The sequence below is a fragment of the Hymenobacter aranciens genome (assembly GCF_030580865.1).
GTDB classification, from domain to species: domain Bacteria; phylum Bacteroidota; class Bacteroidia; order Cytophagales; family Hymenobacteraceae; genus Hymenobacter; species Hymenobacter aranciens.
The window spans coordinates 80931-106076 of the sequence record NZ_JAUQSY010000002.1 but is presented as its reverse complement, the minus strand read 5'-3'; the positions used below and the strand labels follow the sequence as shown (position 1 = coordinate 106076).

At 59.9% G+C, this 25146-nt stretch carries 24 protein-coding genes; 11 read left to right on the top strand and 13 right to left on the bottom strand.

Annotated elements, in window-relative coordinates; all coding sequences use genetic code 11:
* Positions 1-75: 75 nt before the first annotated feature.
* The 5 genes from Q5H93_RS02610 to Q5H93_RS02590 all read right to left on the bottom strand — a co-directional run bounded on the left by Q5H93_RS02610 (position 76) and on the right by Q5H93_RS02590 (position 8052).
* Positions 76-786, bottom strand: coding sequence for a MotA/TolQ/ExbB proton channel family protein (locus tag Q5H93_RS02610; protein ID WP_305004925.1), 711 nt, complete (start codon positions 784-786; stop codon positions 76-78).
* A gap of 16 nt (positions 787-802) precedes the next feature.
* A complete protein-coding gene (locus Q5H93_RS02605) occupies positions 803-2014 on the bottom strand; it encodes an HU domain-containing protein (RefSeq protein ID WP_305004924.1) in 1212 nt (403 codons plus the stop codon).
* A gap of 101 nt (positions 2015-2115) precedes the next feature.
* Complete coding sequence (locus Q5H93_RS02600; RefSeq protein WP_305004923.1) at positions 2116-3861, bottom strand: porin family protein; 1746 nt, start codon at positions 3859-3861, stop codon at positions 2116-2118.
* 78 nt (positions 3862-3939) lie between these two features.
* Positions 3940-7197 carry a tetratricopeptide repeat protein gene (locus tag Q5H93_RS02595; protein ID WP_305004922.1) on the bottom strand — a complete coding sequence of 1086 codons (3258 nt, stop codon included), beginning with the start codon at positions 7195-7197 and terminating at the stop codon, positions 3940-3942.
* A gap of 159 nt (positions 7198-7356) precedes the next feature.
* Positions 7357-8052 carry a hypothetical protein gene (locus Q5H93_RS02590; RefSeq protein WP_305004921.1) on the bottom strand — a complete coding sequence of 232 codons (696 nt, stop codon included), beginning with the start codon at positions 8050-8052 and terminating at the stop codon, positions 7357-7359.
* A gap of 89 nt (positions 8053-8141) precedes the next feature.
* Here Q5H93_RS02590 and Q5H93_RS02585 point away from each other — a divergent pair, with 89 nt between their 5' ends.
* Positions 8142-8774 (top strand): LON peptidase substrate-binding domain-containing protein, encoded by a 633-nt coding sequence (locus Q5H93_RS02585; RefSeq protein ID WP_305004920.1) that lies wholly within the window; start codon positions 8142-8144, stop codon positions 8772-8774.
* Positions 8775-8988: 214 nt separating this feature from the next.
* Here the strand turns inward: Q5H93_RS02585 and Q5H93_RS02580 are convergent, their stop codons facing one another.
* On the bottom strand, positions 8989-9801 hold the full coding sequence (locus Q5H93_RS02580) for a M48 family metalloprotease (protein ID WP_305004919.1): 813 nt from the start codon (positions 9799-9801) through the stop codon (positions 8989-8991).
* A gap of 74 nt (positions 9802-9875) precedes the next feature.
* Positions 9876-10679, bottom strand: a complete 804-nt coding sequence (locus Q5H93_RS02575) for a murein L,D-transpeptidase catalytic domain family protein (RefSeq protein ID WP_305004918.1) — start codon at positions 10677-10679, stop codon at positions 9876-9878.
* 145 nt (positions 10680-10824) lie between these two features.
* On the opposite strand from Q5H93_RS02575, the gene Q5H93_RS02570 reads away from it, so the two are divergent.
* Positions 10825-11226, top strand: coding sequence for a hypothetical protein (locus tag Q5H93_RS02570; protein ID WP_305004917.1), 402 nt, complete (start codon positions 10825-10827; stop codon positions 11224-11226).
* Between the two features lie 66 nt (positions 11227-11292).
* Here Q5H93_RS02570 and Q5H93_RS02565 read toward each other — a convergent pair whose 3' ends face one another.
* Complete coding sequence (locus Q5H93_RS02565) at positions 11293-11727, bottom strand: hypothetical protein (RefSeq protein WP_305004916.1); 435 nt, start codon at positions 11725-11727, stop codon at positions 11293-11295.
* Positions 11728-11917: 190 nt separating this feature from the next.
* On the bottom strand, positions 11918-12439 hold the full coding sequence (locus Q5H93_RS02560) for a DUF4199 domain-containing protein (RefSeq protein ID WP_305004915.1): 522 nt from the start codon (positions 12437-12439) through the stop codon (positions 11918-11920).
* A 210-nt stretch (positions 12440-12649) separates the two neighbouring features.
* On the opposite strand from Q5H93_RS02560, the gene Q5H93_RS02555 reads away from it, so the two are divergent.
* Complete coding sequence (locus Q5H93_RS02555; protein WP_305004914.1) at positions 12650-14284, top strand: ABC-F family ATP-binding cassette domain-containing protein; 1635 nt, start codon at positions 12650-12652, stop codon at positions 14282-14284.
* Between the two features lie 49 nt (positions 14285-14333).
* Entirely contained in the window at positions 14334-15095 is a 762-nt protein-coding gene (locus Q5H93_RS02550) for a hypothetical protein (RefSeq protein ID WP_305004913.1), read from the top strand.
* Between the two features lie 86 nt (positions 15096-15181).
* On the opposite strand, the gene Q5H93_RS02545 is transcribed toward Q5H93_RS02550, so the two are convergent.
* Positions 15182-15340, bottom strand: coding sequence for a lmo0937 family membrane protein (locus tag Q5H93_RS02545; protein ID WP_305004912.1), 159 nt, complete (start codon positions 15338-15340; stop codon positions 15182-15184).
* Positions 15341-15529: 189 nt separating this feature from the next.
* On the opposite strand from Q5H93_RS02545, the gene Q5H93_RS02540 reads away from it, so the two are divergent.
* Positions 15530-16420 carry a 3-hydroxyacyl-CoA dehydrogenase family protein gene (locus Q5H93_RS02540; protein WP_305004911.1) on the top strand — a complete coding sequence of 297 codons (891 nt, stop codon included), beginning with the start codon at positions 15530-15532 and terminating at the stop codon, positions 16418-16420.
* Between the two features lie 312 nt (positions 16421-16732).
* Positions 16733-17269 (top strand): peptide-methionine (S)-S-oxide reductase MsrA, encoded by a 537-nt coding sequence (msrA, locus tag Q5H93_RS02535; RefSeq protein ID WP_305004910.1) that lies wholly within the window; start codon positions 16733-16735, stop codon positions 17267-17269.
* 43 nt (positions 17270-17312) lie between these two features.
* Here msrA and Q5H93_RS02530 read toward each other — a convergent pair whose 3' ends face one another.
* The 3 genes from Q5H93_RS02530 to Q5H93_RS02520 form a co-directional block, all read right to left on the bottom strand.
* Positions 17313-17462 carry a hypothetical protein gene (locus Q5H93_RS02530; RefSeq protein WP_305004909.1) on the bottom strand — a complete coding sequence of 50 codons (150 nt, stop codon included), beginning with the start codon at positions 17460-17462 and terminating at the stop codon, positions 17313-17315.
* Positions 17463-17663: 201 nt separating this feature from the next.
* Positions 17664-18248 carry a hypothetical protein gene (locus tag Q5H93_RS02525; protein ID WP_305004908.1) on the bottom strand — a complete coding sequence of 195 codons (585 nt, stop codon included), beginning with the start codon at positions 18246-18248 and terminating at the stop codon, positions 17664-17666.
* A 30-nt stretch (positions 18249-18278) separates the two neighbouring features.
* Positions 18279-19112 (bottom strand): 2,3,4,5-tetrahydropyridine-2,6-dicarboxylate N-succinyltransferase, encoded by an 834-nt coding sequence (locus Q5H93_RS02520; RefSeq protein ID WP_305004907.1) that lies wholly within the window; start codon positions 19110-19112, stop codon positions 18279-18281.
* 109 nt (positions 19113-19221) lie between these two features.
* Between Q5H93_RS02520 and Q5H93_RS02515 the strand changes: the two genes are divergently transcribed.
* From Q5H93_RS02515 to Q5H93_RS02495, 5 genes are all read left to right on the top strand, one after another.
* Entirely contained in the window at positions 19222-20367 is a 1146-nt protein-coding gene (locus Q5H93_RS02515; RefSeq protein WP_305004906.1) for a glycosyltransferase, read from the top strand.
* A gap of 128 nt (positions 20368-20495) precedes the next feature.
* Entirely contained in the window at positions 20496-21506 is a 1011-nt protein-coding gene (locus tag Q5H93_RS02510) for a 3-oxoacyl-ACP synthase III family protein (protein ID WP_305004905.1), read from the top strand.
* Between the two features lie 101 nt (positions 21507-21607).
* Positions 21608-22270 (top strand): metal-dependent transcriptional regulator, encoded by a 663-nt coding sequence (locus Q5H93_RS02505; protein WP_305004904.1) that lies wholly within the window; start codon positions 21608-21610, stop codon positions 22268-22270.
* Complete coding sequence (mnmE, locus tag Q5H93_RS02500) at positions 22270-23703, top strand: tRNA uridine-5-carboxymethylaminomethyl(34) synthesis GTPase MnmE (protein WP_305005306.1); 1434 nt, start codon at positions 22270-22272, stop codon at positions 23701-23703. Before Q5H93_RS02505 ends, mnmE begins: the two co-directional genes overlap by 1 nt.
* Before the next feature lie 132 nt (positions 23704-23835).
* Entirely contained in the window at positions 23836-25125 is a 1290-nt protein-coding gene (locus Q5H93_RS02495; RefSeq protein ID WP_305004903.1) for a citrate synthase, read from the top strand.
* The last annotated feature ends 21 nt before the right edge of the window (positions 25126-25146 follow it).

Below are 25146 nucleotides of genomic sequence, written 5' to 3'. Positions count from 1 at the left end.
TGAGTTGTGAGTCAGAGCTATAAGTTCCCGGCATTGCCAACTCATAACTCATAATTCAAAACTCATAACTCGTCCTTAGTTGTCCTGCAGAATGTCCATAAACTCGATGGCCGAGTTCTCCATGCGGAACACCATGCGCTCGACCATGATGCTGAGCCAGTGGTAGCCGACGTGGGCAATAATCCCCACAATCAGACCCGCGGCCGAAGTTACCATCTTGGTGTAGAGGCCGCCCGCAATCTGCGAGATGCCGAACTCACCGGTCGCGTTGATGGCGTAGAAAATCTTGATAACGCCGATAATAGTACCCACGAAGCCCAGCATTGGCGCGATGCCAGCGATGATACCCAGGATGTTGATGTTCTTTTCGAGGCGGGCAATTTCAATCTTGCCCACGTTTTCGACCGAGGTTTCGATTTCCTTCAGCGGCAGGCCGATGCGGCGCAGGCCTTTCTCCACCATGCGGGCCAGCGGCGAAGGGTTCTGGGCGCAGAGCATTTTAGCGCCGGGCAGGTCGCCCTTCACCATCAGGGCGCGGATGCCGGCCATGAAGGAATCGGGGTTGCCAGCAGCGCGGCGGATGGTGATGTAGCGCTCGATGATAATGTAAATCGAGACGAACGAAAGCAGGAACAGGGGCACCATAATCCAGCCCCCCTTCATAATCAGGTCGATGAGCGACAGGCCGCCATCGGCTTGGGCGGCTGCGTTCACCGCAGCATTCACCGAATCGGGGGAAGCAGCCGTGTTGACGGCGGCCCCAACTTGCAACAAGAAAACAGACATGCGGTGCTAGAAGGTACTAGTAAGGAAAAACAAGGTGGGAATTGGTGGAGTGGGCCTTAACCCGCAGGCGGGCAGCCTCCTTCTCCGCCGAAGCGCGGTCGGCAAAATCGGCTACCGACAAGCGGTAGAGCCGGCTGCCCCAGGGTGGCAGAATCACGCGGCCGTTGGGATGGTTGGCCCGCACCTTTTGCGCCGAGGCCAGCGTGCTGAACGCGCCCGCTACGACGTAGAAACGGCCGGTGCGGCTTTTAATTGTGGTGCTGGTGACTGCAGCGGGTTTGGCTACGGCTGGCTTGACAACCGGAGCAGCAGCTTTCTCTTTTTCAACGGCCTTAGGCTCCGGTTTTACAGCCTCAGCCTTGGCTGCTACGGGAGCAGCAACCGGGGTAGTAATGGCAGCTGGAGCGGCGAGCGTTTCTACCGTTGGGGAGGGAGTCGGCGCTACGTCCGTAGCGGGTGTTTCGGCCAGGATTACCGGCGGCACACTTTCTAACTCGGCCGGGGCCGGCGCTGGTTCCGCAACGGCCGAGTTGGTCCAGCCGTGCTGGGCCAGGGTGGCTTGCTGGGGCTCCTGCATGGTCACGGCCGGGGCGGTGGCTACGGCTGGCGCGGTCGGGCTGCTCCACTCAATATTGGATAGGCGGGCGGCCCAGGTGGGCAGCGAGTTGTTATTCCAGGCCAGTAGGCTGGCGGTGAGGGCCAGCACTGCCACTACCCCTAAGGCCGCGCCGGGCAGCACGCGGGCCAGGCGGCCACGCTGGGCGCCGCTGCGCAGCACGGGCTGCGGGCGCTTTTCGCGGGCGTTGGCGGTCAGCACGGGGCGGGCTACCAGTTCCGGCAAGCCGTAGGAAGCGGGCAATAGGTTATCGTTGCCGGTGTATTCAAAAGAAAGCCCTCGCCCAGTGCCCCGGCGAAATATACCGATGCCGGGCAGCGTGGTGCGGTGCGCCTCCTCCAGTTCCTGACGCAACTGGGCCACAGCCTGACGCACCAACTCGCGGGCCTGGCTCAGCGACACGTCCAGGTGCTGGCTCACGGCATCGATGAGCAGGCCGTCGTTGCGGGTCAGGGCCTGGTTGAAGGCCACTAGCTTGGTGGGGGGGCTGAGCACCTGGCGGCCAGCTTGCAGCCGGGCGGGCGCCACATCGGCCACGAGGCCCCCAAAATCCGGGATAATCACGCAGTCGTGGTCACGGAGTAAGGGACGGATATGGTCGGCGAGGTGCATCTTTTTGAATTATGAACTAAAAATGATGAATTAAGAATTGGGCATAACCACGCTGGCACGCAGTCATTTTTAATTTTTAATTTATCATTTTTAATTTCAACTTAGAACGTGTACGTTGCGCCACCCAGCGCGTTGATGCCCTTCACCGGATACCGGTAGAAGCGCTGATATTGCTGGTTGGCGAGGTTGTTACCCATTGCAAAGATGGATATTTTTGGCGTAACGCGGTAGTCGGCGCGCAGGTTGAGGTCGTAAATCGCGTCGGTGGCGCGGTAAAAATCGGGAGTTCTGACACCGTTTGTTTCAGCGTAGCTGATGCCGTAGCTGGCCGAATAGAAGTACAGCTCGGCGCCGATTAGCAGCTTATCGAACACGTTATACGTGCCGAACACCGAAGCCTGAAACTCGGGCCGATGGAAAGGCTGAGCCAGGGTTTCGAGCATGTACTTATTATAGTCGAGGCGCGTGCCGAGGCGGAACTTCTCGGCCGAGTTATACAGCAACTCGCCATGCACGTTCAGAAACTGCGTGGTCGTGCTGTCGTACACGAGGTCGAATTTTTGGGGTTGGTTGGGGTTGTTGAGGTAGAAATACAGGTTTTTGTCGCGGCCGTAGGTGGCGCGGGCATTCAGTTCGAGGCCGCGCACGGGCGTGGCGGCAAAGCCGATGTAGCCCGTGGGGCCGCGGTGGGTGTCGGCGATGTTGAGGTTGCGGTTGAGCCAGGGGTTCTCGGTGCTCAGGTCGTAGAGCGTAACGCGCTGGATGGCCCCGCCGGCGCCCACGTACACCTGCAGCTTCTCGGGCAGCACCACGTAGCCCACGCGCACGGCGGGGTTGAGGGACGTTTTGCCCACATTGTTCACCGTGTCGGACGAGTAGCCGATGGTGGCGCCGAGGCTCAGCGACAGCCGGTCTTTGGTCAACTCATACGCCGGGGTGGCCTGGATGAAGGTGCGGCTGCGGTCCACCAGCGAATCCTTGCTGGAGATGAACGAGGCGTCGGCAAGCAGCGTCACGCGGCTGGTTTCGCCCAGCGCGTAGCCCACTTTGCCGTTGATGGTGAAGTTACTTTCTTTGGCCGTGAAGTTGTCGCCCCAGTATTTGAAGCCCAGCCCGGCGTCGTATTGCAACGTCTGCTCGGGGTCGCGGTTACGGGCGTAGGCTTTCACGGCGAAGCGGTTGAACGACTGTTTCAGCACGTCCTTTTCCGGCACCACGTAGCCCGCACCACGGTCGTAGCCGTAAAAGTTGTAGCGCTCGTGGCCGTAATCCACGGTGGCGCCGAGGGCGGCGGTCCCCTTGTAAGTTTCGCCCATCAGGCTGGCACTGCTCTGGCTCACGCCGGAGTTTTTGCCATCAACCGGCCCATTGAGGGAGTTGACGTGCTTGAGGTCCACACCGTAGGTGAAAGGGCTCTCGTCGGTGCGGGTGCTGTGCAGGTAGCCGCGGCCGTAGAAGGTGCCGTAGTTGCCGATGCCCAGCTTCACGAACTTGCCGTTGAGCGGCTCCGGCTCCTCGGCCCGGATGGTGAGTACGCGCACCGAGGGGTTAAGCCGGTCGGCGGGCAGGCGGAAATCAGGGAAGGTATAGGTGACTTTGCGCTCGGTTTTGGGCGGCGCGGGGATTTTGATTTTCTCGTAGTTACGGGTGGCCTCAGGCAGCTGGTTCACCCGCTCCTTCACGATTTCAATCTCGGCGGCTTCGATTTTGCCTCGCGGTTTACCCTTGTTGGGCTGGGCCTGGGCGGCCAGCGGCAGGCTGCCCACCGCACCGGCCAGCACCAGCCCCGCCACTGCGCCCCGACGGCCGACGGCCACACTCGAACGATTTATTTCAAACAGCTTCATAGAATATCTTTTGAGCTGCTAGCCGTTAGCTGCTAGCTGTTAGCGTCTTTTCTGAACCGGCCGCATCGGCCCGGCGATTTACTTCTTGCCGGGCGTCGCCTTGGGCTTGGTGGGCGCCGGGGTAGGCGTGGTAGCCGGCGTTTTGGCCGGGGCCTTGGCACCGCCGGTCGGGGCGGGCGCGGGCGTCGTTTTGTCGGCCGGCGCCTTGGCGGGCGGCGTGGTTTTCGGCGGAGTCGTTTTGCCCGGCGCTTTGGTGGGCGCGGGAGCCGGCTCGTCATCGTCCTTATCGGCCCCCAGGCTAGCCAGGCGCTTGCGGGCGCCGTCCAGGATTTCGGCAATCGGGAAGTTGTTGTCGATAATCGAGTTGAGCGTGCCGCGGGCCTGGAAATTGTCGCCCTGCGCGGCGTACACATCGGCCACCAGCAGGAAGGCTTTGCCCTGCCAGAGCGTGTAATTGGCGAAGTTGGTATTGACTTTCAGCGCCTCGGTGATGGCCTCGTCGTACTTCTTCTGCTTGAACAGCACCTCAGCAATGTAATACTGGGCTTCGGCGCCATACACGTCGCTAGGCGCCGCCTGTAGCGCGGTAGCCAGCTCGGTAGCGGCCTGCTCCAGGTTGCCGAGGCGGTAATCAGCTTTGCCCAGGTAGAGCAGCGCCGCATTGGTGGCGCTGGCCGTAGCGCCAGCCAGGCCTTTGAGCTCCTCGGCCGCCGCGCGGGCCTTGGCAAAGTCGCCATTTTCGTAGTAGCTACGCATCAGACCCAGCGTGGCAGTAGCGATTTCGCGCTTGTTGCTGCTGGCCCCGCGCAGGCGGTCGTAGAACTTGGCAGCTTCGGCATAGCTGCGGTTTTCGAACTCCAAATCGGCCACCCGGCCCACGGCCCGGTTCACGTATTCGCTCTTGTTCTCCGTCACTACGGCACGCAGGCGGGTCAGGCCCTGCTGCTTATCGCCGGTTTTCAGGTACGAATCACCCAGGTAATAGCGGGCATCCGCGCCCAGCGCGTTGTCGGGGTATTGCTTCAAATAAGCCTCCAGGCGCAGAATAGCCTGCGGGTATTTCTCGGCTAGGTACAGCGACTTGGCCGCCTCAAACTCCACGCTTTCGGTGGCTTTGCTGTCGGGGTTGAGCTGTTTGAAGCTCGCCAGCGAGGCGTCGAATTCTTCCGTGCGGCCCAGCGCGGCCAGGCTTTCCTGCAGGCTATAGATGGCCTGCCCGGCGGCCTCGCTACGCGGATACTCGCCCAGCACGCGCTGGAAATCAAGCACTGCCTTGTCGTGCTGCTCCAGGTTGGCGTAGGCCACGCCACGCTTCTGCAGAGCCTGGGGCAGTAGGGCCGTGTTGGGCCGGTTGGCAATGAGACGGCTGAAGCCATCCACGGCCGGCTGGTAGTCGCCGGCCTCAAAAGCCAACTGCGCCTGCTGAAACACGGCCTCCTCGGCGTAGCGCGAGTTGGGGGCGGCTTTGAGCAGGGCATTCAGGGTGGAGGTGGCTTCCTCGCGGCGGCCCATTAAGCCCAGCGTGCGTCCCTTTTGAAAGTAAGCGTAGTCCTTGTCAGTAGCGTTGGCCTGAATGACCTTATCATACTGCGTCAGGGCCGAGTTGTAGTCCTTGGCCACGTAGTAGGTATCGGCCAGGCGCAGTGTCGCATCGTAATAATTTGGGTCGTCGGGCTTGGCGCTGGGGTCGTTCAGGAAGGCCTTGAACTGCGGCTGGGCCTTGTCATACGCCTTGGTATTGTAGTAGGCGTAGCCCAAGCCGTAGCGGGCGCGCTGCTCAAACTCCTTTTCCTCAGCCGAAACCCCGCCCTGCCGGGCAGTGCGGGCGGCGGAAGTGTACGCCGTAATGGCATCCGGGTAGCGCTGGCCGATACTGTAGATTTCGCCGGTCAGCACCTGGGCGGCAGCGCGCAAGGCGTCGTCCTCCGGGTATTTCAGCGACTTATCCAGCAGCGGCAGGGCCTCGGTGTAGTTGCCGTCGTTGTATAGCGTGGCTGCCTGGGCATAAGCAATACGCTGGAAGGTACCGCTGAGCTTGGCGCTACGGTCGTCGAGGCCTTCGAGGTAGGTCAGGGCCTGCTGGTAATCGGTGGAAGCCAGGAAGCTATTGCTCAACAAATCATCCACGATGGGCTGATTCTTCGAGCGCGGAAACTTCTTCTGGAAGTCCTTCAGCACATTGATGACCTCCGGCAAATTGCCCTGCTCATACTGCGCCTGGGCCAGCTTGAGGGTGGCATTCTCAGCAATACCTTTCTCGAGCGTGCTTTGCCGGGCGGCTTCGAATGCCGTAATGGCCTGGGGCTTCTGGTTATTCTGCAGGTAGCTCAGCCCGAGGTGATAAGCGGCATTCTGCCCCAGCGAGTCGCGGCGCACGGCCACGTTCTTAAGGCTGGCAATGGCGCCTTTGTAGTCGCCCTGCTTGTAGTTGGCGAAACCGATTTTGTATTGCAGCGCCGGGTCGATTTTACCCTTGCGAGCGGCCACGAATTTATCGAAATATTCGGCCGCCTGCTTGTAGTCCTGCTTCTGGTAAAAAGCGTCGCCCGTCAGTAACTCAATTTCGTCAGCGTTCTGAGGAAGCGGGTTGCTTTTCAGAGCTATAGTGGCGTAACGGATGAGGCCGTCGTAATTCCCTTCCTTGTAGTAAATCTGGGTCATCACGGCTGGTACCACCGCCTTATAGGCATCGTTCTGCTCGGCTACGCCGAGGTCGGTGCGCGCAGCGGCGTACTCCCCGGCGCGGTAGGCCAGGTAGCCGGCATAGTAGGCGCTGGCGTAGCGGTATTCACTCTGGGCCTGCTTGTTGCGGTCAAACAGCAGCCGGGCCTTGTCATAGTCCTTCTGCTCGAAATAACTGTAAGCCAGCTTAAAATCCGACTCGGCGCGTTGCTCGTTGGTCAGGTTGTTCGGGGCCACTTTCTGGAAGTAGCGGATGGCCTGCGGGTAGTCCTTCTGGTCGAAGTAGAACTTACCCAGCTCAAAATAGGCCACGGCCGAGCGCGGGTGTGCCGGGTGCTGCTCGGCAAAGTCGAGAATGAGCCCCTCAGCATCGGGATGCAGCAGGTAGAGGCCGCTGAGAGCGTAGTAGAACTCGGCATCGGCGGTGCGGTCGCGAGCGGCGGGGCCGCCCTGCCCGGCGCGGCGGGGCTCGATATCAAGGTACTGGCGGAAGGCCGTTTGGGCGGCGCCGTACTGCTGCCGGTCGAACAGCTCAAGGCCTTCCTGAAAATGCCGCTCATCGGAGGCGAACACCTGGGTTTGCTGGGCCAGGGCCGCCGCCGGGGCCGCGGCGCTGAGGGCGGCAGCCAGTGCCAGCCGGGGAAGTAGCTTCATCGAAGAATCAAATCGGGTTACAGCGGACCGGGCACGGTCCGGGAAGTTGCCAAAAGTAGCGAAAAATGGGCGGAGGTTGTTCCCATAACACCCGAACCAGCCATTGCATTGTGGTATCAGGCTAGCGATAACCCTGTTGCAGGCTGCTTTCTGCCCACGTCAATACCTTTCTCCAAATCCATACCGCAGCTCCAATCCGCCTCCACCACCCGGTACCGCTTCTTCAAAATAACCGCCTGCATCAAACAGAAAGCGAGGCGAGCATGCGGCCTGCCCCTGCAAGCCAAGCTGCCACCGCGGCGCCAGCCGGTAGGTTAATGCGGCCCCAAGCAGTAGTGGCAAGTCGCGGCTGGTAAGCAGGGATTGGTAAGGATAAGTCTCAGGGATGACTTGACCGTTACTATCCCGTCGCCGCTCTTCGGAAAGTTGCTGTACGTAGCTGAGGCCCAAGGTGGCGATTAACTGCCAGCGGCTGCTTCCGCCAAGTAGCTGGCGGCTGATATGCACCGGCACGTAGAGGTAGCGATGCCGCACTTCCCAGGTTAAGCCTGGGGGAAAGTTTTCGTTATGATACATGCTGCGCCAGCCGGGCCAGCTGCCCCCCACCCCTATTTCCAGGGCGGTGCGGGAGTTTAGCTGCCAGCCGCCCCGCAGCACCGGGCCGGTAAATACGGCCCAGTCAAGCCCATCGAGCGTAGGTGTACGCTCCAGACCTTTGAATTTTTGGTGAAACAGCTGGGCACTCAGATACCAGCGCGGAACGGCCCGTGGAGCTGAGACTTGCGCCTGTGCCCCCTGCCCTGTTCCTACGGCCAGCAACGCCGCCAATCCATACGTTTTATGAGCGTAGTTCATTAAAGTTGACGCGGGCGAAAGCCTTCCTAACGCAAACTACGTTACTTTGCGTATGCCCCGCTGGGGAAGCTCCACGCTAAGCCGCCGACATGCGCCTTCTTCCCCTGTTTCCTTTAAATCTAGTCGTTTTTCCGGGCGAAAAACTGAACCTGCACATCTTCGAGCCGCGCTACCGCCAGCTCATCCGCGAGTGTACGGAGCAAGGCATCACCTTTGGCATTCCGCCTTTTCTGGACAATACGCTGGGTGAAATCGGCACCGAAATGCGCCTGCTGAACATCGACAAAACGTACCCCGGCGGCGAGTTGGACATCCGCACTCAGGCGCTGAAGACTTTTCGCATCAACAAGTTTATGCGCGAAGCCCCGGGCAAGCTCTACGCCGCTGGCCAAGTCGAAGACCTGCCGCAGGATAATGAAGCCGACCCCGCACTGCGCACTCTCATCACCACGCAGGTGCGCCAGCTTTACGAGGCGCTGGGCCTGCGCAAGCTGCTGCTGGAACTGGCGCCAGACTACCAGATTTTCGACGTGGCCCATCACATCGGCCTCAATACGGAGCAGGAATACCAGCTACTGGCCACCACCAGCGAGCAGGAACGTCAGCACATTGTGCGTGAGCATCTGGAGTCCATTCTGCCGGTAGTGCTCGAAACCGAGCGGCTCAAGGACCGCGTACGGCTGAACGGGCATTTCAAGAATCTGCAGCCGCCCTCCTTCTAGGACCGCAGATGTAAACGGACTCAATGAATTATGAATTGGACGGATACGCCTGCTGCGCAGGCTGACGCTCTGTGACCGGCTGACCTACGATAACAATAATAGCAAAAGGCCGCTAGCTACTAGCGGCCTTTTGCTATTATTCAGAAACCAGATAGCCAGCCTGGGCAGCAGGCTTGTCCATTCAATTCGTTGAATCCGTTTGCATCTGCGGGCTTTATTGGTTCAGGTTAGCCGGCACCCCATTTGGATAATCCTTCTGGATTTCCTCCTCCAGCACACCGATGCGGTTACCGGGGTTGGGATGGGTTTGCAAAAATTCAGGGCCACCGCTGCGACCACCCTGCTGCTCCAGGATTTTCATTACCTCAATCATGGCGCGGGGGTCGTAGCCGGCGGCGCCGGTGTATTTCACGGCCTGCCGGTCGGCATCAAGCTCATCTTCCCGGCCGAAGCGCAGGCTTACTACTTTGGCAATGGCAGCAGCCACAGCGGCACTGGCCACGGTGCCGCCGGGCCGGTCAGGGTCGTAGGAGGCAATGGTAGCGGCACCGGCCAGGCCCTGCGTCAGCTGCGACTTAGCCAGCTGCTCAGCCGAGTGCCGGCCGATAACGTGCCCCACTTCGTGAGCCAGAACCCCCGCCACCTGGGCTTTGGATTTCAAATGCTTCAGCAGCCCGGCCGTGATGAACACCTGCCCACCCGGCAGCGCGAAGGCATTGATGGTCTGCTCATCAGCCAACAGGTGAAAATTGAATTTATAGGGCGAGTTGCTGGCACCGGAAGCCTGCACAATCTGCTGCCCAATCTGGTCGATGGAGGCACCCGCCTGCCGGTCTGGGTGGATGCCGCCGTACTGGCGCGCCATTTGGGGGGCGGCTTGCAGGCCGAGGGCCACCTCCTGCTCGGCGGTCATATTTACGTGCTGCTCTTCCCCAGTCACGGGGTTTTTCTGGGTGCGGCACCAGTAAGTGAGAAAGGAGAAACCTGCCAGCAGCAGGGCGATGACGTAACGAAGGTTGCCACGCATGGGATGAAGGGCGAAAGTGGAAATGATTTCCGCTTCTAACGCGCTTCGACGGGGCAGGTTACCATCACCAAATTCTAATTCTTCACCAGCAGTCCTTCCTGCCGCGCAAACGCCTCAACGGCACGGCTCTCATCGAGCCACTGCGAGTGGTAGCCCGCCTGCGCTGGGCCGTGCAGGTACAGAATGCTCCCTCCTTTGATGGTCTGCACAATGGCCGGCGTTTCGGCCACCGGCAGGGCCGGGCACCCCTGGCTGCGGCCCAACCGGCCGTGCTGCCGCACAAACTCTTCGCACACATATTCGGCCCCGTGCATCACCACGGCCCGGCTTTCGGCATTGGTGTTGAACCCCGGGTCGAGGCCTACCAGCTTGAGCGACAGGCCGTGTTTACCGTTGTAAGTAGTAGAGGCGGTGCGGTAGAACCCCAGGCTGCTCATCTCCGAGCCATTCTGATTGGAGAAAGCCAGCGGCAGGTTTTCACCTGAATTTTTGCCGTGGGCTACCAGGGTATTAAATAATACTTTGCCGGCGGCTATATCAATTACCCAGAGGCGTTTCAGGGCGCTGGGCCGGGCAAAGTCGATGAGCGTAAGTACGGGCATGGCAGCACGGTACGTGGTGGTCGGCTGCAAATTATAGTAGCCCACCAGCGCCTGCCGGAATACTGCCAGCGACAGGCCAGCCGTGCCCAGCTTTAGTTTGGCATAGAGTTGCGCGGCGCGCTGCTCGAAAGTGGTTTGGTACACGGCCTGACGGGCGGCGGCGGGCAAGGCAGCCAGCGCGGCGGCGGGCACTTTCTGCGCCTGCGCCCGGCTAACTTTTCCGACCACGCCCAGCAACGTTAAGCTGCTCAACAGAAAGTATTTCGTACGCACCATCGAGTATGTAAATCGTGAGTAAAATTTATTTCCTGCCCGCACATGCGGCGGTGTAAGCCAAATTTACGGCTTATTCGCCGTTTTCCCGCCACTTGCGCCACTTGCGGTGCGGGCCAAACCGCGTTGCCGCCCCTTGAGTTTCATTATGCCTCATTTATCTTTTTGCCGCAGCCTGCCAAGCCTCTTACTGGTGTCGATGCTGCTGACTGGCTGCGGCCACGCCCTACCCCAGATTCCTGGCTTCGACGCCACCGCCTGGCGGGCCGACCCCTACGGCTGCCGCAACCAGCGCGGCGCGACGCTAGCCAACTTACTGCAACACAAGGAGCAACTCTACGAGGCCCGCGCCAACGACGTAACGGCCCTGCTGGGCCACCCCGATGAGGAAGAGCTGCGCGCCGGTACCGAAAAAGTGTATTTCTACTACCTCGCCAGCGGCTCGCAGTGCGAGGCCCGCCACTTACGCTCGGCGGCGCCGCGCCTCAGCCTGCGCTTCGGCCCGCTGGGCACGGTGACGGAAGTGCTGGCCGACCCGCTCCCGCGCTAGCTTTTCTAAACAACAAGGCCACCGACTTACGCCGGTGGCCTCGTTGGGTGATACGAACCGAAGCTACTAAAAGTGCATCATCATAAAGTAGCCCATGTTCATGTCGGGGGCTATTTCTGCCCGGGCCTGCTCCATCAGCATCGCCTGCCGCAGCGTAAGCACTTGGCGGTAAGCACGCTCGTAGCTGGCATCGAGCTGGGCGAGTTTGGTGGCGCGCATCGTGGCGTCAGATTCGTACTGCTGCGCCAGCAGGGAGCGTTGGGAGAGGTGGTCGCGGTTGAGCGGTAGAATTTTGATAAACTGGTGCTCGAACAACGCCAGCTGGTTTTCCATTTCGCGGGTGCGCTGCATGCCAGCGCCATTGTCTACAAGGGGCGAAGCGTGCGTGCGGGGTTTTTCTTTCTTTCTGGTAGGCTTGATGGGCTCGGCCTGGGTAATCAGGACGGTACCGCAGAGTAAAATAGTGAGTAGTTGAATTTGTCTTGTGGGACGAAAGGGCATAAAAAGGAAGTTGGTTGCTCCTTACTAACCTTCTGTCAACGATGCCCGTTCGCATTGCTTCTGCATTTCTTACAACATTCTACCAAAAGAATCACAAGCCTGTTAAACCTTACTTTTCGCCCGTTAAACCAAAAAAAGCCAGCCCCGGGCAGGGCTGGCTTTTCGAAAGCTGACGCGGTTGGCGCCGGCCTTAGTCTTGTTCAGTCATCGACTGTGCCTCATCCGGCGTACGGTAGTACTGCATGGCAATGAGCGAGGTAATGACGCCCGTCATCGTGCCCATGAGGATGATACCCAGGCCACCGATGAGCACGCCCATATCGGCGCCGAAGAGGTCGCGGGCCCGGATATCGGCTACGGCCTGCTGGCTGATGGCGCCCAGCAGCCAGAACGAGGCGCCTAGCAGCACCGAGGCCACCAGGGCCGTCACAATACCGGTGCCGAAGCCGTGCAGGTAGCCCAGGCGCTTGCCGTGCAGCTGGCGCAGGTGGCGAATAGCCAGCACCACGCCGACCATCGTGATGACCACGTTAAGCGCGCCGGCTTCGATGTTGCCGAGGAAGCCAGCAAAGGAGGCAATAATCGTGTAGGCAATCATCGGCACGGCCGTCATGATGCCGTAGCGCACGCCGTTGCCCTCGGCGGTGACGCGGGAGAAAGGGCGGTTTTCAGATTTGACCAGGGTGGGGTTGAAAGTGGATGCGGTAGCCATAAGTGAAATGCGGTTTGAAGGTGAAGGAGCCGCGCCGGGGCAGCGGCTCCTGCCCTATTATACTGTGGGTGGCGCCAGAGAGTTGTATTAGCGGCACTTTCCGAAGGCGGAATGGGTTTATTTTGGTGGCGGGCGAGGGCTGGTTTGTGCGTAATTTTGCAGCCGGTGGTGTGTGCTGCGCCTATTGTGTACTTTTTGTTGTTTAGTTGAATGATTTCGACCTCCAATGTGAGCCTGCGCTATGGCAAGCGCGTATTGTTTGAAGACGTAACGGTTAAATTCCTGCCCGGCAACGTGTATGGCCTCATCGGGGCCAACGGGGCGGGCAAGTCCACGTTTTTGAAAATTCTTTCGGGTGAGATTGAGCCCAACACGGGCTCGGTGGAAATGCCCGCCGGCCAGCGCCTGGCCGTGCTGAAGCAGAACCAGTTTGCCTACGACGACCAGCTGGTGCTCCAGACCGTTATCCAGGGCCACCAGCAGCTGGCGGCCGTGATGACCGAGAAGGACGCCCTCTACGCCAAGTACGACGCCGGCACGGCCACCGACGCCGACGGCGAGCGCCTGGGCGTGCTCGAAAGCGAGTTTGCCGATATGGAAGGCTGGGACGCCGAATACAAAGCGGCCGAGCTGCTCTCCGGCCTCGGCATCACCGAGGATAAGCACTATTCGCTGATGTCGGACCTCGGCGCGAGCGAAAAAGTGCGCGTGCTGCTGGCCCAGGCCCTCTTCGGCAACCCCGACGTGCTGCTGCTCGACGAACCAACCAACAACCTCGACACCGAGAGCGTGCTCTGGCTGGAGAACTTCCTCGACAACTTCGAGAACACCGTGATTGTGGTGAGCCACGACCGCCACTTCCTCGACGCCGTGTGTAACTACATGGCGGATTTGGACTTCTCGAAAATCACGATGTACCCCGGCAACTACTCGTTCTGGTACGAGAGCAGCCAGCTGGCTTTGCGCCAGCGCCAGGAGGTGAACAAGAAAACGGAGGACAAGCGCAAGGAGCTCGAAGAGTTTGTGCGCCGCTTCTCGGCCAACGCCTCGAAATCGAAGCAGGCCACGAGCCGCCAGAAGCTGCTGCAAAAGCTGACGCTGGAGGAAATCAAACCCTCGTCGCGCCGCTACCCGTACATCGCTTTCAAGGCCGAGCGCGAGCCGGGCAACCAGCTGCTGAGCGTGGACAACCTCAGCGCTAAGGTGGATGGTGAGTACGTGTTCAAGGATGTGTCGTTTGCGCTGGATAAGGGCGATAAGGTGGCCATCGTGGGGCGCGACGACCGGGCGGCTTCGCTGTTTTTCGACGTGCTGTTTGAGGAGGCCACGCCGGCTACCGGTGAGTACAAGTGGGGCACGACCATCACGCCCAGCTACTTCCCGAAGGAAAACAACAAGTACTTCCAGTCGGGCGAGCTGAACCTGGTGGACTGGCTGCGGCAGTACTCGGTGGAGAAAGACGAGAGCTTCGTGCGCGGCTGGCTGGGCCGGATGCTGTTTTCGGGCGAAGAGTCACAGAAGAAATCCAATGTGCTGAGCGGGGGCGAGAAAGTGCGCTGCATGCTGTCGAAAATGATGCTGGAAGGCGGCAACGTGCAGGTGCTCGACGACCCCACGAACCACCTGGACCTGGAAAGCATCACGGCGCTCAATAATGCCCTGCGCGACTACCCCGGCGCGCTGCTGTTTGCTTCCCACGACCTGCAGTTTATCGATACCGTGGCCAACCGAATTATTGAACTGACGCCCCGCGGCATCATCGACCGGCGCATGAGCTACGAGGAATATCTGGCCGATGAAACCATCAAGGCCCAGCGTCAGAAGATGTACGGCGTGAAAGCCTAAGGCAACTTTTCCTCCTTGTTCTCGGTCACCTAGTTCAGACTCCCGTTCCATGAAAAATCAACTGTTTGCGCTGCTGACCACGGCGGCGCTGCTCACGGCCGGCACGGCCCTGGCCCAGGACAAGCCGACGCTGAACACCGCGCCTCCTGGCAGCCCCCCGCCCGTGCCACGCCCGCCCGTAGAGCCCACGCCCGCCGTGCCCGCCCCCGTGGAACCCGCTCCTACCCCTGCCCCGCAGCCCACATCCAGCAGCCCCTCGGGCCTGGAGCTGCCCAGCGACCGCGACGTCAAACAGGCTGGCGGCAGCAGCGGCAATCAGGAAGTTATGCGCAAGCTGTTTATCTACTCGGGCTTCGGGCTGGGGTATTCGAGCTACGCGGGGTATTCACAGTTCAACGCCAGTATCTCGCCGGCTCTGGGCTACCGGGTAACGGACAAGTTTGCCATCGGTCCGGGGCTTTCTTATACCTATAACAATTACGGTTCGGACGACCCTGGTACTGCGAACTTATCATTCAGCAATTTTGGCGTGAAAGCGTTCGCGCAGTATATCGTTTACCAGGAATTTCTGGCTCACGCTGAGTATGAAGTAACCCGTGCGGAACTTCCTACTTTCGATGCTAACGGCTATTACATTGGTAAGACGCAACGAAATTTCTCTACGCCCCTTCTGGGCATTGGCTACCGTTCACAACTGGGCGAACGAGCAGCAGTAGACATCCTGGGACTGTATAACTTTAATAGCGGTATCAACTCAATTTACAGCAACCCGGTTATTCGGATAAATTTCCTGTTTAACCTGGGCCGCTAAATCAGCTTGCCAGACACAAAAAACCCGCTCCGTTGCATACGGAGCGGGTTTTTTGTGCTTTTTAGGAAACCCTTGACGGGTCGGATTTAGACTGCGCTTCGTCCGCTAATGACGCGGAGCAGGACGGCAATGATGGCGATAACCAGCAGAGTGTGGATGATGCCGCCCGAAACAAAACCTCCGAAGAAGCTAATGGCCCAGATGATGACGAGAACGACGGCGATGAGATACAACAGATTGCCCATGGCTGAAAAGAAATTTAGAAGGGTGAGGAAGGAAAGGATAAGCAGCTTGTGCTACCTGAGCCATTGTACGGAGCCCCGAAAAAAAGGATAATAAATCGGGAAAAATATTTTTGGAAGCCGGGCGCGGGCGAGGCCGGGCGTAGCTTTGCAGTGAGTTTTCTCCCACCCTTTTCTTCCGTTTCTTTTCCGATGATGAACGTTGCCGTTATTGGCTCGGGCACGATGGGCAATGGCATTGCCCACGTTTTCGCGCAGCACGGGTTTGCCGTGGCCCTGATTGATATTAAGCAGGACGCCCTCGACCGGGCGCTGGGCACGATTACCAAAAACCTCGACCGCCAGGTGGCCAAAGCCACTCTCACGGAGGACGACAAAACCGCCACCCTGGGCCGCCTGCGCACCTTCACCTCCATTGCCGAGGGCGTGGCCCAGGCCGAATTGGTAGTAGAGGCCGCCACCGAAAACGTGGACCTGAAGCTGCAAATCTTCCGCGAGCTCGACCAGCACGCGCCCGCCGGCGCCATCCTGGCCTCGAATACCTCGTCGATTTCCATCACCAAAATCGCGGCCGTGACCAAGCGCCCGGCGCAAGTGATTGGCATGCACTTCATGAACCCGGTGCCGGTGATGAAGCTGGTGGAGGTGATTCGCGGCTACGCTACCTCCGATGAGGTGACGGCGCGGGTGATGGACCTCTCGCGCCAGCTGGGCAAAACGCCCACCGAGGTGAACGACTACCCCGGCTTCGTGGCCAACCGCATCCTGATGCCGATGATTAACGAGGCCATTATCACGCTGCACGAGGGCGTGGCCGGCGTGGAGGAAATCGATACGGTGATGAAGCTGGGCATGGCCCACCCAATGGGCCCGCTGCAGCTGGCCGATTTCATCGGCCTCGACGTGTGCCTGGCCATCCTGCGAGTGCTGCACGAGGGCCTGGGCAACCCCAAGTACGCACCCTGCCCCCTGCTGGTGAACATGGTGACGGCCGGCCGCCTGGGCGTGAAGTCGGGCGAGGGCTTCTACCAGCACACGCCCGGCTCGAAGGAGCTGGTGGTGGCCGAGCGGCTGCGGAAGTAAGCGTCGCGCTTTCTAAAAACGATAAAGGCCTCGGTACGTCCGTACCGAGGCCTTTTCGGTGCCGGACGGGTGATGGTACGCGCGTACCATGCTCGTTTCGCAACGGCGCAGGCCGCTGTACGCACGTACCATGCCCGTTTCGCGAGGGTGCAGACCGTGGTACGCGCGTACCATGCCTGTTTCGCGACGATATAGGCCCTAGTACGCACGTACTGTTACTTATTGAACACTGGGGCCTGTTTTTGCGTTATTCCGACAGCTCCCCGAACAGTTCGGCGAGCATCAAAACATCAGCGTAATCGCTGCGATTTTATGGAATTAGCAACCTTTGGGGCCGGCTGCTTCTGGTGCGTCGAAGCCGTGTTTCAGAACTTGAAGGGCGTGGAGAAAGTGGTTTCGGGCTACGCCGGGGGCCGCATTAAAAACCCGACGTATCGCGAGGTGTGCAGCGGCATGACCGGCCACGCCGAAGTCATCCAGATTACCTTCGACCCGGCCGTCATCAGCTACGAGGAACTGCTCGAAATTCTCTTCAAAACCCACGACCCCACGACCCTCAACCGTCAGGGCGCCGACACGGGCACGCAGTACCGCTCGGTGATTTACTACCATAACGAGGAGCAGCACCGCCTGGCCGAGGAGTGGAAAAAGAAGCTGAACGACAACCAGGCTTTCCCCAACCCGGTGGTGACGGAAATCACGGCCATGCCGGAGTTCTTCCCCGCCGAGGACTACCACCAGAACTACTTCAACCTGCACGGGCACGAGCCCTACTGCCAGTTTGTGGCCCGGCCCAAGGTGGAGAAGGTGAAGGCGCTGTTTGGTGAGAAATTGCGGGCAGGGGTGTAAAAACAGGGGGCCGGACCTCCCGGCCCCGCCCCCTGCCAACCCCTTAGCCGAACCAGTGCCGGGCCGCCGTAGCAAGTACTACTTTGACCGTTTCCAGCATCAGCCACCACCAGAAACTTTTGGGAGCTTCCGGCGGTATAGGTTTACGAAGAATGACTTTGGGTCGTATCTTCGCCGCACGTTTCTTGCTCATCTGACAGAGAAGTAAAGGTGCTTTTCCACCTACTTCTTCGAAGCCCTTGGTATTCCAGTACCGAGGGCTTCACCTTTTCAGGGGCAGCCGTGTGGTGAGGTGGAAAAACCGTGCGGTACGGCAAAGGTAATAGCATCAAAAAAGCCCGCTGGTTAGCGGGCTTTTTTGATGGTTTCTGCAATCATTGCCGTTGAAGTCCCCTTATTTCTCAGGGAAAGTAGCTGGTGGTATAAAAACGGCGACCATTACGCTGTCTATGGGCGTCACTTTTTCAAGGGCTGCGACCTTAGCGTTTACGCTGTCTTGGAGCGCTTGCAAGACACTTTTATCAGGCGGCCACGCCTCATGACGATGAGCCAACTGCATTTTCCGAAAAAGCTCCTGATAAACATCCATGTGGATTTGTGCATTGTTGCCGGGACGTTTTATTTCAATCCGTATCAGCCCATTGCTGTCTATGCGGCGGCGGAAGCCAATACCGTAACTACTTTGATGGGGGAAATTATACACTTGCACCCGCTTATTACCAAACCAGCCGCGACGAACATAGTAAATCTCCAGCCAATCGTAACCATCCAGAAACCCCTCCCCATGGTTTGTAGTCTCAGCTTCCAAATAGGTTTGGTCGTCGGCCGAAACCACGATGGAATGTTGACCAGGCTCATCGGGAGAGAAGATATAGGCCGCGATGAGTAAAGCCAATAACCCGAAGGCCCCAGCAATGGCGACACCTAAATACCACAGGCAGCCGCGCTTGGCCCGGACAGATACAGGAGGGGCTTCCATTGAAGTAAAAGATAATGTTTAAACGCTCACCTAAACGCTCACCCCAAAATCGCGCAGCGCGTCGTTCAACGAGGTCTTCAAATCCGTGCTCGGCTTGCGCTGGCCGATGATGAACGCGCAGGGCACCTGGTACTCGCCCGCCGGAAACTGCTTGGCGATGGAGCCCGGAATGACCACCGAGCGCGGCGGCACGTAGCCTTTGTATTCCTTGGGCTCGGCGCCGGTCACGTCGATGATTTTGGTGCTGCCGGTGATGGTGACGCCTGCCCCAATGACGGCCTCATGGCCGATGCGGCAACCCTCCACCAGGATGCTGCGCGAGCCGATGAAGGCGCCATCCTCGATGATGACGGGGGCGGCCTGCACGGGCTCCAGCACGCCGCCGATGCCCACGCCGCCGCTCAGGTGCACGCCTTTGCCAATCTGGGCGCAGGAGCCCACGGTGGCCCAGGTGTCCACCATGGTGCCCTCGCCCACGTAGGCGCCGATGTTGGTGTAGCTGGGCATCAGGATGACGCCGGGGGCCAGGTAGGCGCCGTAGCGGGCCACGGCGGGCGGCACCACGCGCACCTGCTGGCCGGCGTAGTCGGTTTTGAGGGCCATCTTGTCGTGGTACTCGAAGGGGCCGACTTCCTGGGTGCTCATCTGGCGGATGGGGAAGTAGAGAATGACGGCCTTCTTTACCCAGTCATTCACCTGCCACTCGTTGGTGCGGTCCTGCGGCGGCTCGGCCACGCGCAGCTGGCCCTTGTCGAGGGCTTCGATGACGGCGTCGATGGCCGCTTTGGTATCGGCGTGTTGCAGCAGGGCGCGGTCGGCCCAGGCGGCTTCGATGAGGGGCTGGAGGTTGGCGTAGTCGGCCATAGGATGTGAGGTAAGCTTTAGCTGGCCGGGTTAGGCAGCATCGTGAAATTCTTCCCAAAACTACCATCTTTGGGTTGTGTCCGGCGCTGCTCCGTCTTCTTTTGTGGTTTTGCTGGCTTCGGTTCTGAAGCCCGTTGACGATACCCGTATGCGGGGCAAGTTTGCCGAAACCCTGCGCGAGCGGCCGGGCACTACGGTGCACGTAGCTGGCCGTCAGGCTTGCTCGACGACGGCAACACCCGGTGTTCACCAGCATTCCATTTTCGCCGGCACCCGTACCAGCCTTGCCCGGCTGGCCGCGCAATGGCGCTACTGGCAGCTGCTGCGCCGCCTACGGCCTGATTTGGTGATTGTGCACGCCCCGGAACTGCTGCCGCTCACGCTGCTCTGGCAGCGGCTGGGCCACGGCCGAAAATTTCTCTACGATATCCGCGAAAACTACGCGCTGAACATCGCCACCCAGGGCGTGTACCAAGGCCTCGTGCGGCGCTGGCTGGCGGCGGGCCTGCGCCGCATCGAAACCTGGGCAGCCCGGCGCGCTAGCGGCCTGCTGCTGGCCGAGGAAAGCTACGCCGAGGAACTGCCGTTTCTGCAGGAGTTGCCGCCAGAGCGCGTCGCTATTCTGGAAAACAAATACCAGCCTGCTCCTGGCGAAACCTTACCCACCCAGCCGCGCCCGCATCCGGCGCCGCACGAGCCGCTACGGCTACTGTTTTCCGGCACTATTTCGGCGCTCAACGGTGTGTGGGAGGCTGTGGCGTTCACGCGGGCGCTGGCGGCTGTCTGGCCAAGCGGGGTCCACTGCACAATTATTGGGTTTTGCCAGCAGCCGGAATTGCTTCAGCAGTTGCAAGAAGCGGTGAATCAACGCCCAGAGCTGTTTACGCTCATTGGCGGTGCGGAACCGGTGCCCCACGCTGCTATCGTGGCTGAAATCGAACGCAGCCACGTGGGGTTGCTCGCTTACCAACCGCACCCCAGCACGGAACGGTGTCGGCCAACGAAACTGTTTGAGTATCTCGCGCATGGACTACCAATGCTCATTCCACCTAACCAACTGTGGTATGATGCGATAGCACTACACAAAGCAGGGCTGTTAATCGAACTGGCCGATGGCCTGGGTGGCGCGCATGCCGCTGCTAAGATGCAAGCCCATTTCGACGGCACCCATTTCTACCCCAACGGGCTACCCAAGGAAGCGCTCTGGGCCTCGGAGGGCAAAAAATTGTGGCGTTTGCTGGATTCTATTTTTTAAGCTGCCAACTTTGCGCCCCGTTTTGCCAAAGCCAGAACATAATTCCGGCATTGCAGGCCGTTGCGGCGGGCAGGTTCGTACTCTTCCTGACTCTTCACTTCCCACTCCATTTTCCCTCCCAAAATTCTATGGCCACTCTGCGTCATTCCGAAATTGCCGGCGTCGGTCACTATGTTCCCAGCCGCGTGGTGAAAAATACCGAGCTGGAATCGCTCATGAACACTTCCGACGCCTGGATTCAGGAACGCACCGGCATTCAGGAGCGTCGCTGGTTTACCGAGGGCACCGACACCACCGCCAACATGGCCGCCCACGCCTCACGCAAGGCCCTGGAGATGGCCGACGTATCGGCCGATGAGGTGCAGCTCATCGTGTTTGCCACGCTCTCGCCCGACTATTTCTTTCCCGGCTCGGGCGTATTGTTGCAGCGCGAGCTCGGCATTAAGGAAACCACCCCCGCCCTCGACGTGCGCAACCAGTGCTCGGGCTTCATCTACGCCCTGTCGGTGGCCGACCAGTTTGTGAAAACCGGCATGTACGACACGGTGCTGGTGGTGGGCTCCGAAATCCATTCCTCGGGCCTCGATAAGTCGCCCGAAGGCCGGAACGTTTCCGTCATTTTTGGCGACGGCGCAGGGGCTGTTGTGTTGCGCCCCAGCACCCGCGAGGGCCACGGCATTCTAAGCACCCATTTACACGCCCAAGGCGAATTTGCTGAAGAACTGATGCTGCGCGAGCCCAGTGCCAACCGCGATAATCGCACCATGCTCATCGCCGCCGACCCCTCGGGCCTGCATCCCATCATGAACGGCCAGAACGTGTTCAAAAATGCCGTCGTGCGCTTCCCCCAGGTTATCAAGGAAGCCCTCGACCAAAACGGCTACCAGCCCGAGGACATCGACCTGCTTATCCCGCACCAGGCCAACCTGCGCATCACCCAGTACGTCCAGCAGAAAATGGGCCTCAGCGATAACAAGGTATTCAGCAACATCCAGCGCTACGGCAACACCACCGCCGCCAGCATCCCCCTGGCCCTGAGCGAAGCCGTGCAGGAAGGCCGGGTAAAGCGCGGCGACCTGATTTGCCTGGCTGCCTTCGGCTCTGGCTTCACCTGGGCCTCGGCGCTGATTAAATGGTAAGAAGGCAATTATGAGTTTTGAGTTATGAATTATGAGTTGGCATAGCGTCAACCCTCCGACCCCAATTCATAACTCATAATTCATAACTCATAATTCAACCAATGCCCAGCCACACCGAAGAGAACTACCTCAAAGCCATCTACAAGCTCGCCGACGCCGAGCCCGACGCCCCCGGCGTGAGCACCAACCGCATCGCGGCGGCTCTGGAAACCCGCCCCGCCTCGGTCACCGATATGCTGCGCCGCCTAGCCGACAAGGGCCTGCTGGCCTATGAGAAATACCGCGGCGTCAACCTCACCGAGGACGGCCGCCGCTGCGCCCTGCTCACCATCCGCAAGCATCGGCTGTGGGAGGTTTTTTTGGTAAAAGAGCTTGGTTTCGACTGGGACGAAGTGCATGAAGTGGCCGAGGAGCTGGAGCACGTGCAGTCGCCGCTGCTCATGCGGCGGCTCGATGCCTTTCTGGGCTTCCCCGTGAGCGACCCGCACGGCGACCCCATTCCAGGCGAAGATGGCTCGGTGCAGCGGGCGGCCCACCGCCTGCTAGCCGAGTTAGCAATCGGCGAGCTGGGCACCGTGGCAGCGGTCAAAAACACCCAGCCAGCCTTCCTGCAATACCTGAGCAAAGTGGGTTTGCAGCTCGGCTCCCAGCTTGAAGTATTGGATAAAGTAGCCTTCGATAACTCCTTTGAGCTCCGCGTCAACCAAGAGCGCACGGTGTTGATTTCAGCCGAAGTGAGCCGTAATTTGTTTGTGACGGCATGATGCTTTCCTTCGATACTATTGTGGCTTTGTCCACGCCGCCCGGCGCGGGGGCGCTGGCCGTCATTCGCCTCTCCGGACCGGAAGCCGTCCACATTACTGCCAGCATTTTTTCAAAGAAAAACCTGGCCGACCAGCCCGGCCATACCCTGCACTACGGCACCCTGCGCGACCCCAACAGCGCGGCCATCCTCGACGAAGTAGTGGTGGCGTTGTACCATACCCCCCGCTCCTTCACCCGCGAAGACGTGGTCGAAATCAGCTGCCACGGCTCCGATTACGTGGTGCGCCAAGTGCTGGCCGTGCTGCTGCGCCAGGGCGCCCGCCTGGCCGAGGCCGGCGAATTCACCAAACGCGCCTTCCTCAACGGCGCCCTCGACCTGGCCCAGGCCGAAGCCGTGGCCGACCTCATCGCCGCCGACTCGGCTCTCTCCCACCGCGTGGCGCTGAATCAGCTGCGCGGCGGCTTCTCCGACGAGTTGCGCGGGCTGCGGGCGCGGCTGGTGCAATTCGCCTCGCTGCTGGAACTGGAGCTGGACTTCGGTGAAGAGGACGTGGAATTTGCCGACCGTAGCGGCTTGGCCCGCCTGCTGACGGAGGTGCGCGGCGTGGTAGCCGGTTTGCTGCGCTCGTTCGAGCTGGGCAGCGTCATCAAGAACGGCATTACCACCGTCATCGCCGGCCGCCCAAATGCCGGTAAATCAACGTTGCTCAATGCTTTGCTGCGCGAGGAACGCGCTATCGTATCGGCCATTCCCGGCACTACCCGCGATTTTATCGAAGACGAAGTCAGCCTCGACAGCATCCGCTTCCGCTTCGTGGATACGGCGGGCCTACGCGACAACCCGGCCGACGAAGTCGAAGCCATCGGCGTGCGCCGCACGCGCGAGCGCATCGGGCAGGCTGCGCTGCTGCTCTATCTGTTTGATTTAACGAATCTGACGCCAGCCGAAGTAGCCGCCGACGTAGCCGAACTGACGCGGGAGTTGCCGCAGCTACCGGTGCTGGTAGTGGGAAATAAGCTGGATGCTGCTTCGGAGGCGCAAGCAGCCGCTTTTACCGACCTAAATACCGAATACCCAACACCTAACACCCAACACCCGACGCCGCACAAGCTACAGCCGGTGCTCCTTTCCGCCGCCACCCAAACCGGTCTCGACAACCTCCAAACCGCTTTATTAGCCCAGGTGCGCGGCGCTGGCCTGGAGCAGTCGGCCTCCGCTACCATTGTGACCAACGTGCGCCACGCCCGCGCCCTCGAAACTGCCGCCAGCCACCTGGCCGCCGTGCAGCAGGGTATGGAAATAGCCGTCGGCACCGAGCTGCTGGCCGCCGATTTGCGCCACGCGCTGGCCGCGCTGGGCGAAATCACGGGCGAAATTTCTTCCGACGATTTGCTCACCAGCATTTTTACGCAGTTTTGTATCGGTAAATGAGTTATCGAAGCTCAACGGCCAAACCTTTTAGGCTCGTGGAGGTTAAAAATCGATTATAATGTGGCGTAAAATTTTCGGGCGTGGCCGGTAGGCCGTAGCTTCGCGCCAAATACAACTTCCACCCTCTCGCTCATGGCAGAAACTGCTGAACTTATCCTCGACGGGAAATCCATTATCCTGCCCGTCATCGAAGGAACCGAACACGAAAAGGCTTTCGACATCGGTAAGCTGCGCGACCAGACTGGTTACGTAACCCTCGACTCTGGCTACAAAAACACCGGCGCCACCAAAAGCGCCATCACTTTCCTCGACGGCGAAGAAGGCATTCTGCGCTACCGCGGCTATCCCATCGAGCAGCTGGCCGAGAAATCCAGCTTCCTCGAAGTAGCTTACCTGCTGATTTACGGCAGCCTGCCCACCGAGGCGCAGCTGAAAGACTTCAGCAGCCAGATTACCAAGCACACGCTGGTGCACGAAGACGTGCGCAAGATTTTCGACGGTTTCCCCTCGGCGGCCCACCCCATGGCCATCTTGAGCAGCCTCATCTGTGCTCTCACTGCCTTCTACCCCGAAAGCGTGTCGCCGGACCTGAGCAAGGAGGAAATCGACCTGAACGTCATCCGCCTGATGGCCAAGCTGCCCACCATTGCCGCCTGGACCTACAAAAACCAGATGGGCCATCCGCTGAACTACCCGCGGAACGACATGGACTACTGCGCGAACTTCCTGCACATGATGTTCAGCTTCCCCACCGAGAAGTACGAGCTGAACCCGGTAGTCGTGAGCGCCCTCAACAAGCTCCTCATCCTGCATGCCGACCATGAGCAGAACTGCTCCACCTCGACGGTGCGCCTCGTGGGCTCGGCTAATGCCTCGCTCTACGGCTCGGTTTCGGCCGGTATCAACGCTCTGTGGGGCCCGCTGCACGGCGGCGCCAACCAGGAAGTGGTGGAAATGCTCGAAGCCATCGAGCGCGACGGTGGCGACACCAGCAAGTTCATTGACAAGGCCAAGGACAAGAATGACTCGTTCCGCCTCATGGGCTTCGGCCACCGCGTGTACAAGAACTTCGACCCCCGCGCCACCATCATCAAAAAGGCGGCCGATGAAGTGCTGCAAGCCCTGGGGCTGCAGGACAGCCCGCTGCTGAAAATCGCCAAGGAGCTGGAGCAAGCCGCCCTCACCGACCAGTATTTCGTGGACCGCAAGCTCTACCCGAACGTAGACTTTTACTCCGGCATCATCTACAAAGCCCTGGGCATCCCCACCGAGATGTTCACGGTGATGTTTGCCCTGGGCCGCCTGCCCGGCTGGATTGCCCAGTGGAAAGAGATGCGCGAGAACAAAGAGCCCATCGGCCGCCCGCGTCAAATCTACACCGGCGAAACCGAGCGCGACTACGTCGAAATCGCCAGCCGCTAGCCGTAGCGCGGAATTTCATTC

Coding starts and splice junctions, on each gene's coding strand:
- Q5H93_RS02610 (WP_305004925.1), bottom strand. CDS start 786: ATGTCTGTTTTCTTGTTGCAAGTTGGGGCCGCCGTCAACACGGCTGCT.
- Q5H93_RS02605 (WP_305004924.1), bottom strand. CDS start 2,014: ATGCACCTCGCCGACCATATCCGTCCCTTACTCCGTGACCACGACTGC.
- Q5H93_RS02600 (WP_305004923.1), bottom strand. CDS start 3,861: ATGAAGCTGTTTGAAATAAATCGTTCGAGTGTGGCCGTCGGCCGTCGG.
- Q5H93_RS02595 (WP_305004922.1), bottom strand. CDS start 7,197: ATGAAGCTACTTCCCCGGCTGGCACTGGCTGCCGCCCTCAGCGCCGCG.
- Q5H93_RS02590 (WP_305004921.1), bottom strand. CDS start 8,052: ATGAACTACGCTCATAAAACGTATGGATTGGCGGCGTTGCTGGCCGTA.
- Q5H93_RS02585 (WP_305004920.1), top strand. CDS start 8,142: ATGCGCCTTCTTCCCCTGTTTCCTTTAAATCTAGTCGTTTTTCCGGGC.
- Q5H93_RS02580 (WP_305004919.1), bottom strand. CDS start 9,801: ATGCGTGGCAACCTTCGTTACGTCATCGCCCTGCTGCTGGCAGGTTTC.
- Q5H93_RS02575 (WP_305004918.1), bottom strand. CDS start 10,679: ATGGTGCGTACGAAATACTTTCTGTTGAGCAGCTTAACGTTGCTGGGC.
- Q5H93_RS02570 (WP_305004917.1), top strand. CDS start 10,825: ATGCCTCATTTATCTTTTTGCCGCAGCCTGCCAAGCCTCTTACTGGTG.
- Q5H93_RS02565 (WP_305004916.1), bottom strand. CDS start 11,727: ATGCCCTTTCGTCCCACAAGACAAATTCAACTACTCACTATTTTACTC.
- Q5H93_RS02560 (WP_305004915.1), bottom strand. CDS start 12,439: ATGGCTACCGCATCCACTTTCAACCCCACCCTGGTCAAATCTGAAAAC.
- Q5H93_RS02555 (WP_305004914.1), top strand. CDS start 12,650: ATGATTTCGACCTCCAATGTGAGCCTGCGCTATGGCAAGCGCGTATTG.
- Q5H93_RS02550 (WP_305004913.1), top strand. CDS start 14,334: ATGAAAAATCAACTGTTTGCGCTGCTGACCACGGCGGCGCTGCTCACG.
- Q5H93_RS02545 (WP_305004912.1), bottom strand. CDS start 15,340: ATGGGCAATCTGTTGTATCTCATCGCCGTCGTTCTCGTCATCATCTGG.
- Q5H93_RS02540 (WP_305004911.1), top strand. CDS start 15,530: ATGATGAACGTTGCCGTTATTGGCTCGGGCACGATGGGCAATGGCATT.
- msrA (WP_305004910.1), top strand. CDS start 16,733: ATGGAATTAGCAACCTTTGGGGCCGGCTGCTTCTGGTGCGTCGAAGCC.
- Q5H93_RS02530 (WP_305004909.1), bottom strand. CDS start 17,462: ATGAGCAAGAAACGTGCGGCGAAGATACGACCCAAAGTCATTCTTCGT.
- Q5H93_RS02525 (WP_305004908.1), bottom strand. CDS start 18,248: ATGGAAGCCCCTCCTGTATCTGTCCGGGCCAAGCGCGGCTGCCTGTGG.
- Q5H93_RS02520 (WP_305004907.1), bottom strand. CDS start 19,112: ATGGCCGACTACGCCAACCTCCAGCCCCTCATCGAAGCCGCCTGGGCC.
- Q5H93_RS02510 (WP_305004905.1), top strand. CDS start 20,496: ATGGCCACTCTGCGTCATTCCGAAATTGCCGGCGTCGGTCACTATGTT.
- Q5H93_RS02505 (WP_305004904.1), top strand. CDS start 21,608: ATGCCCAGCCACACCGAAGAGAACTACCTCAAAGCCATCTACAAGCTC.
- mnmE (WP_305005306.1), top strand. CDS start 22,270: ATGCTTTCCTTCGATACTATTGTGGCTTTGTCCACGCCGCCCGGCGCG.
- Q5H93_RS02495 (WP_305004903.1), top strand. CDS start 23,836: ATGGCAGAAACTGCTGAACTTATCCTCGACGGGAAATCCATTATCCTG.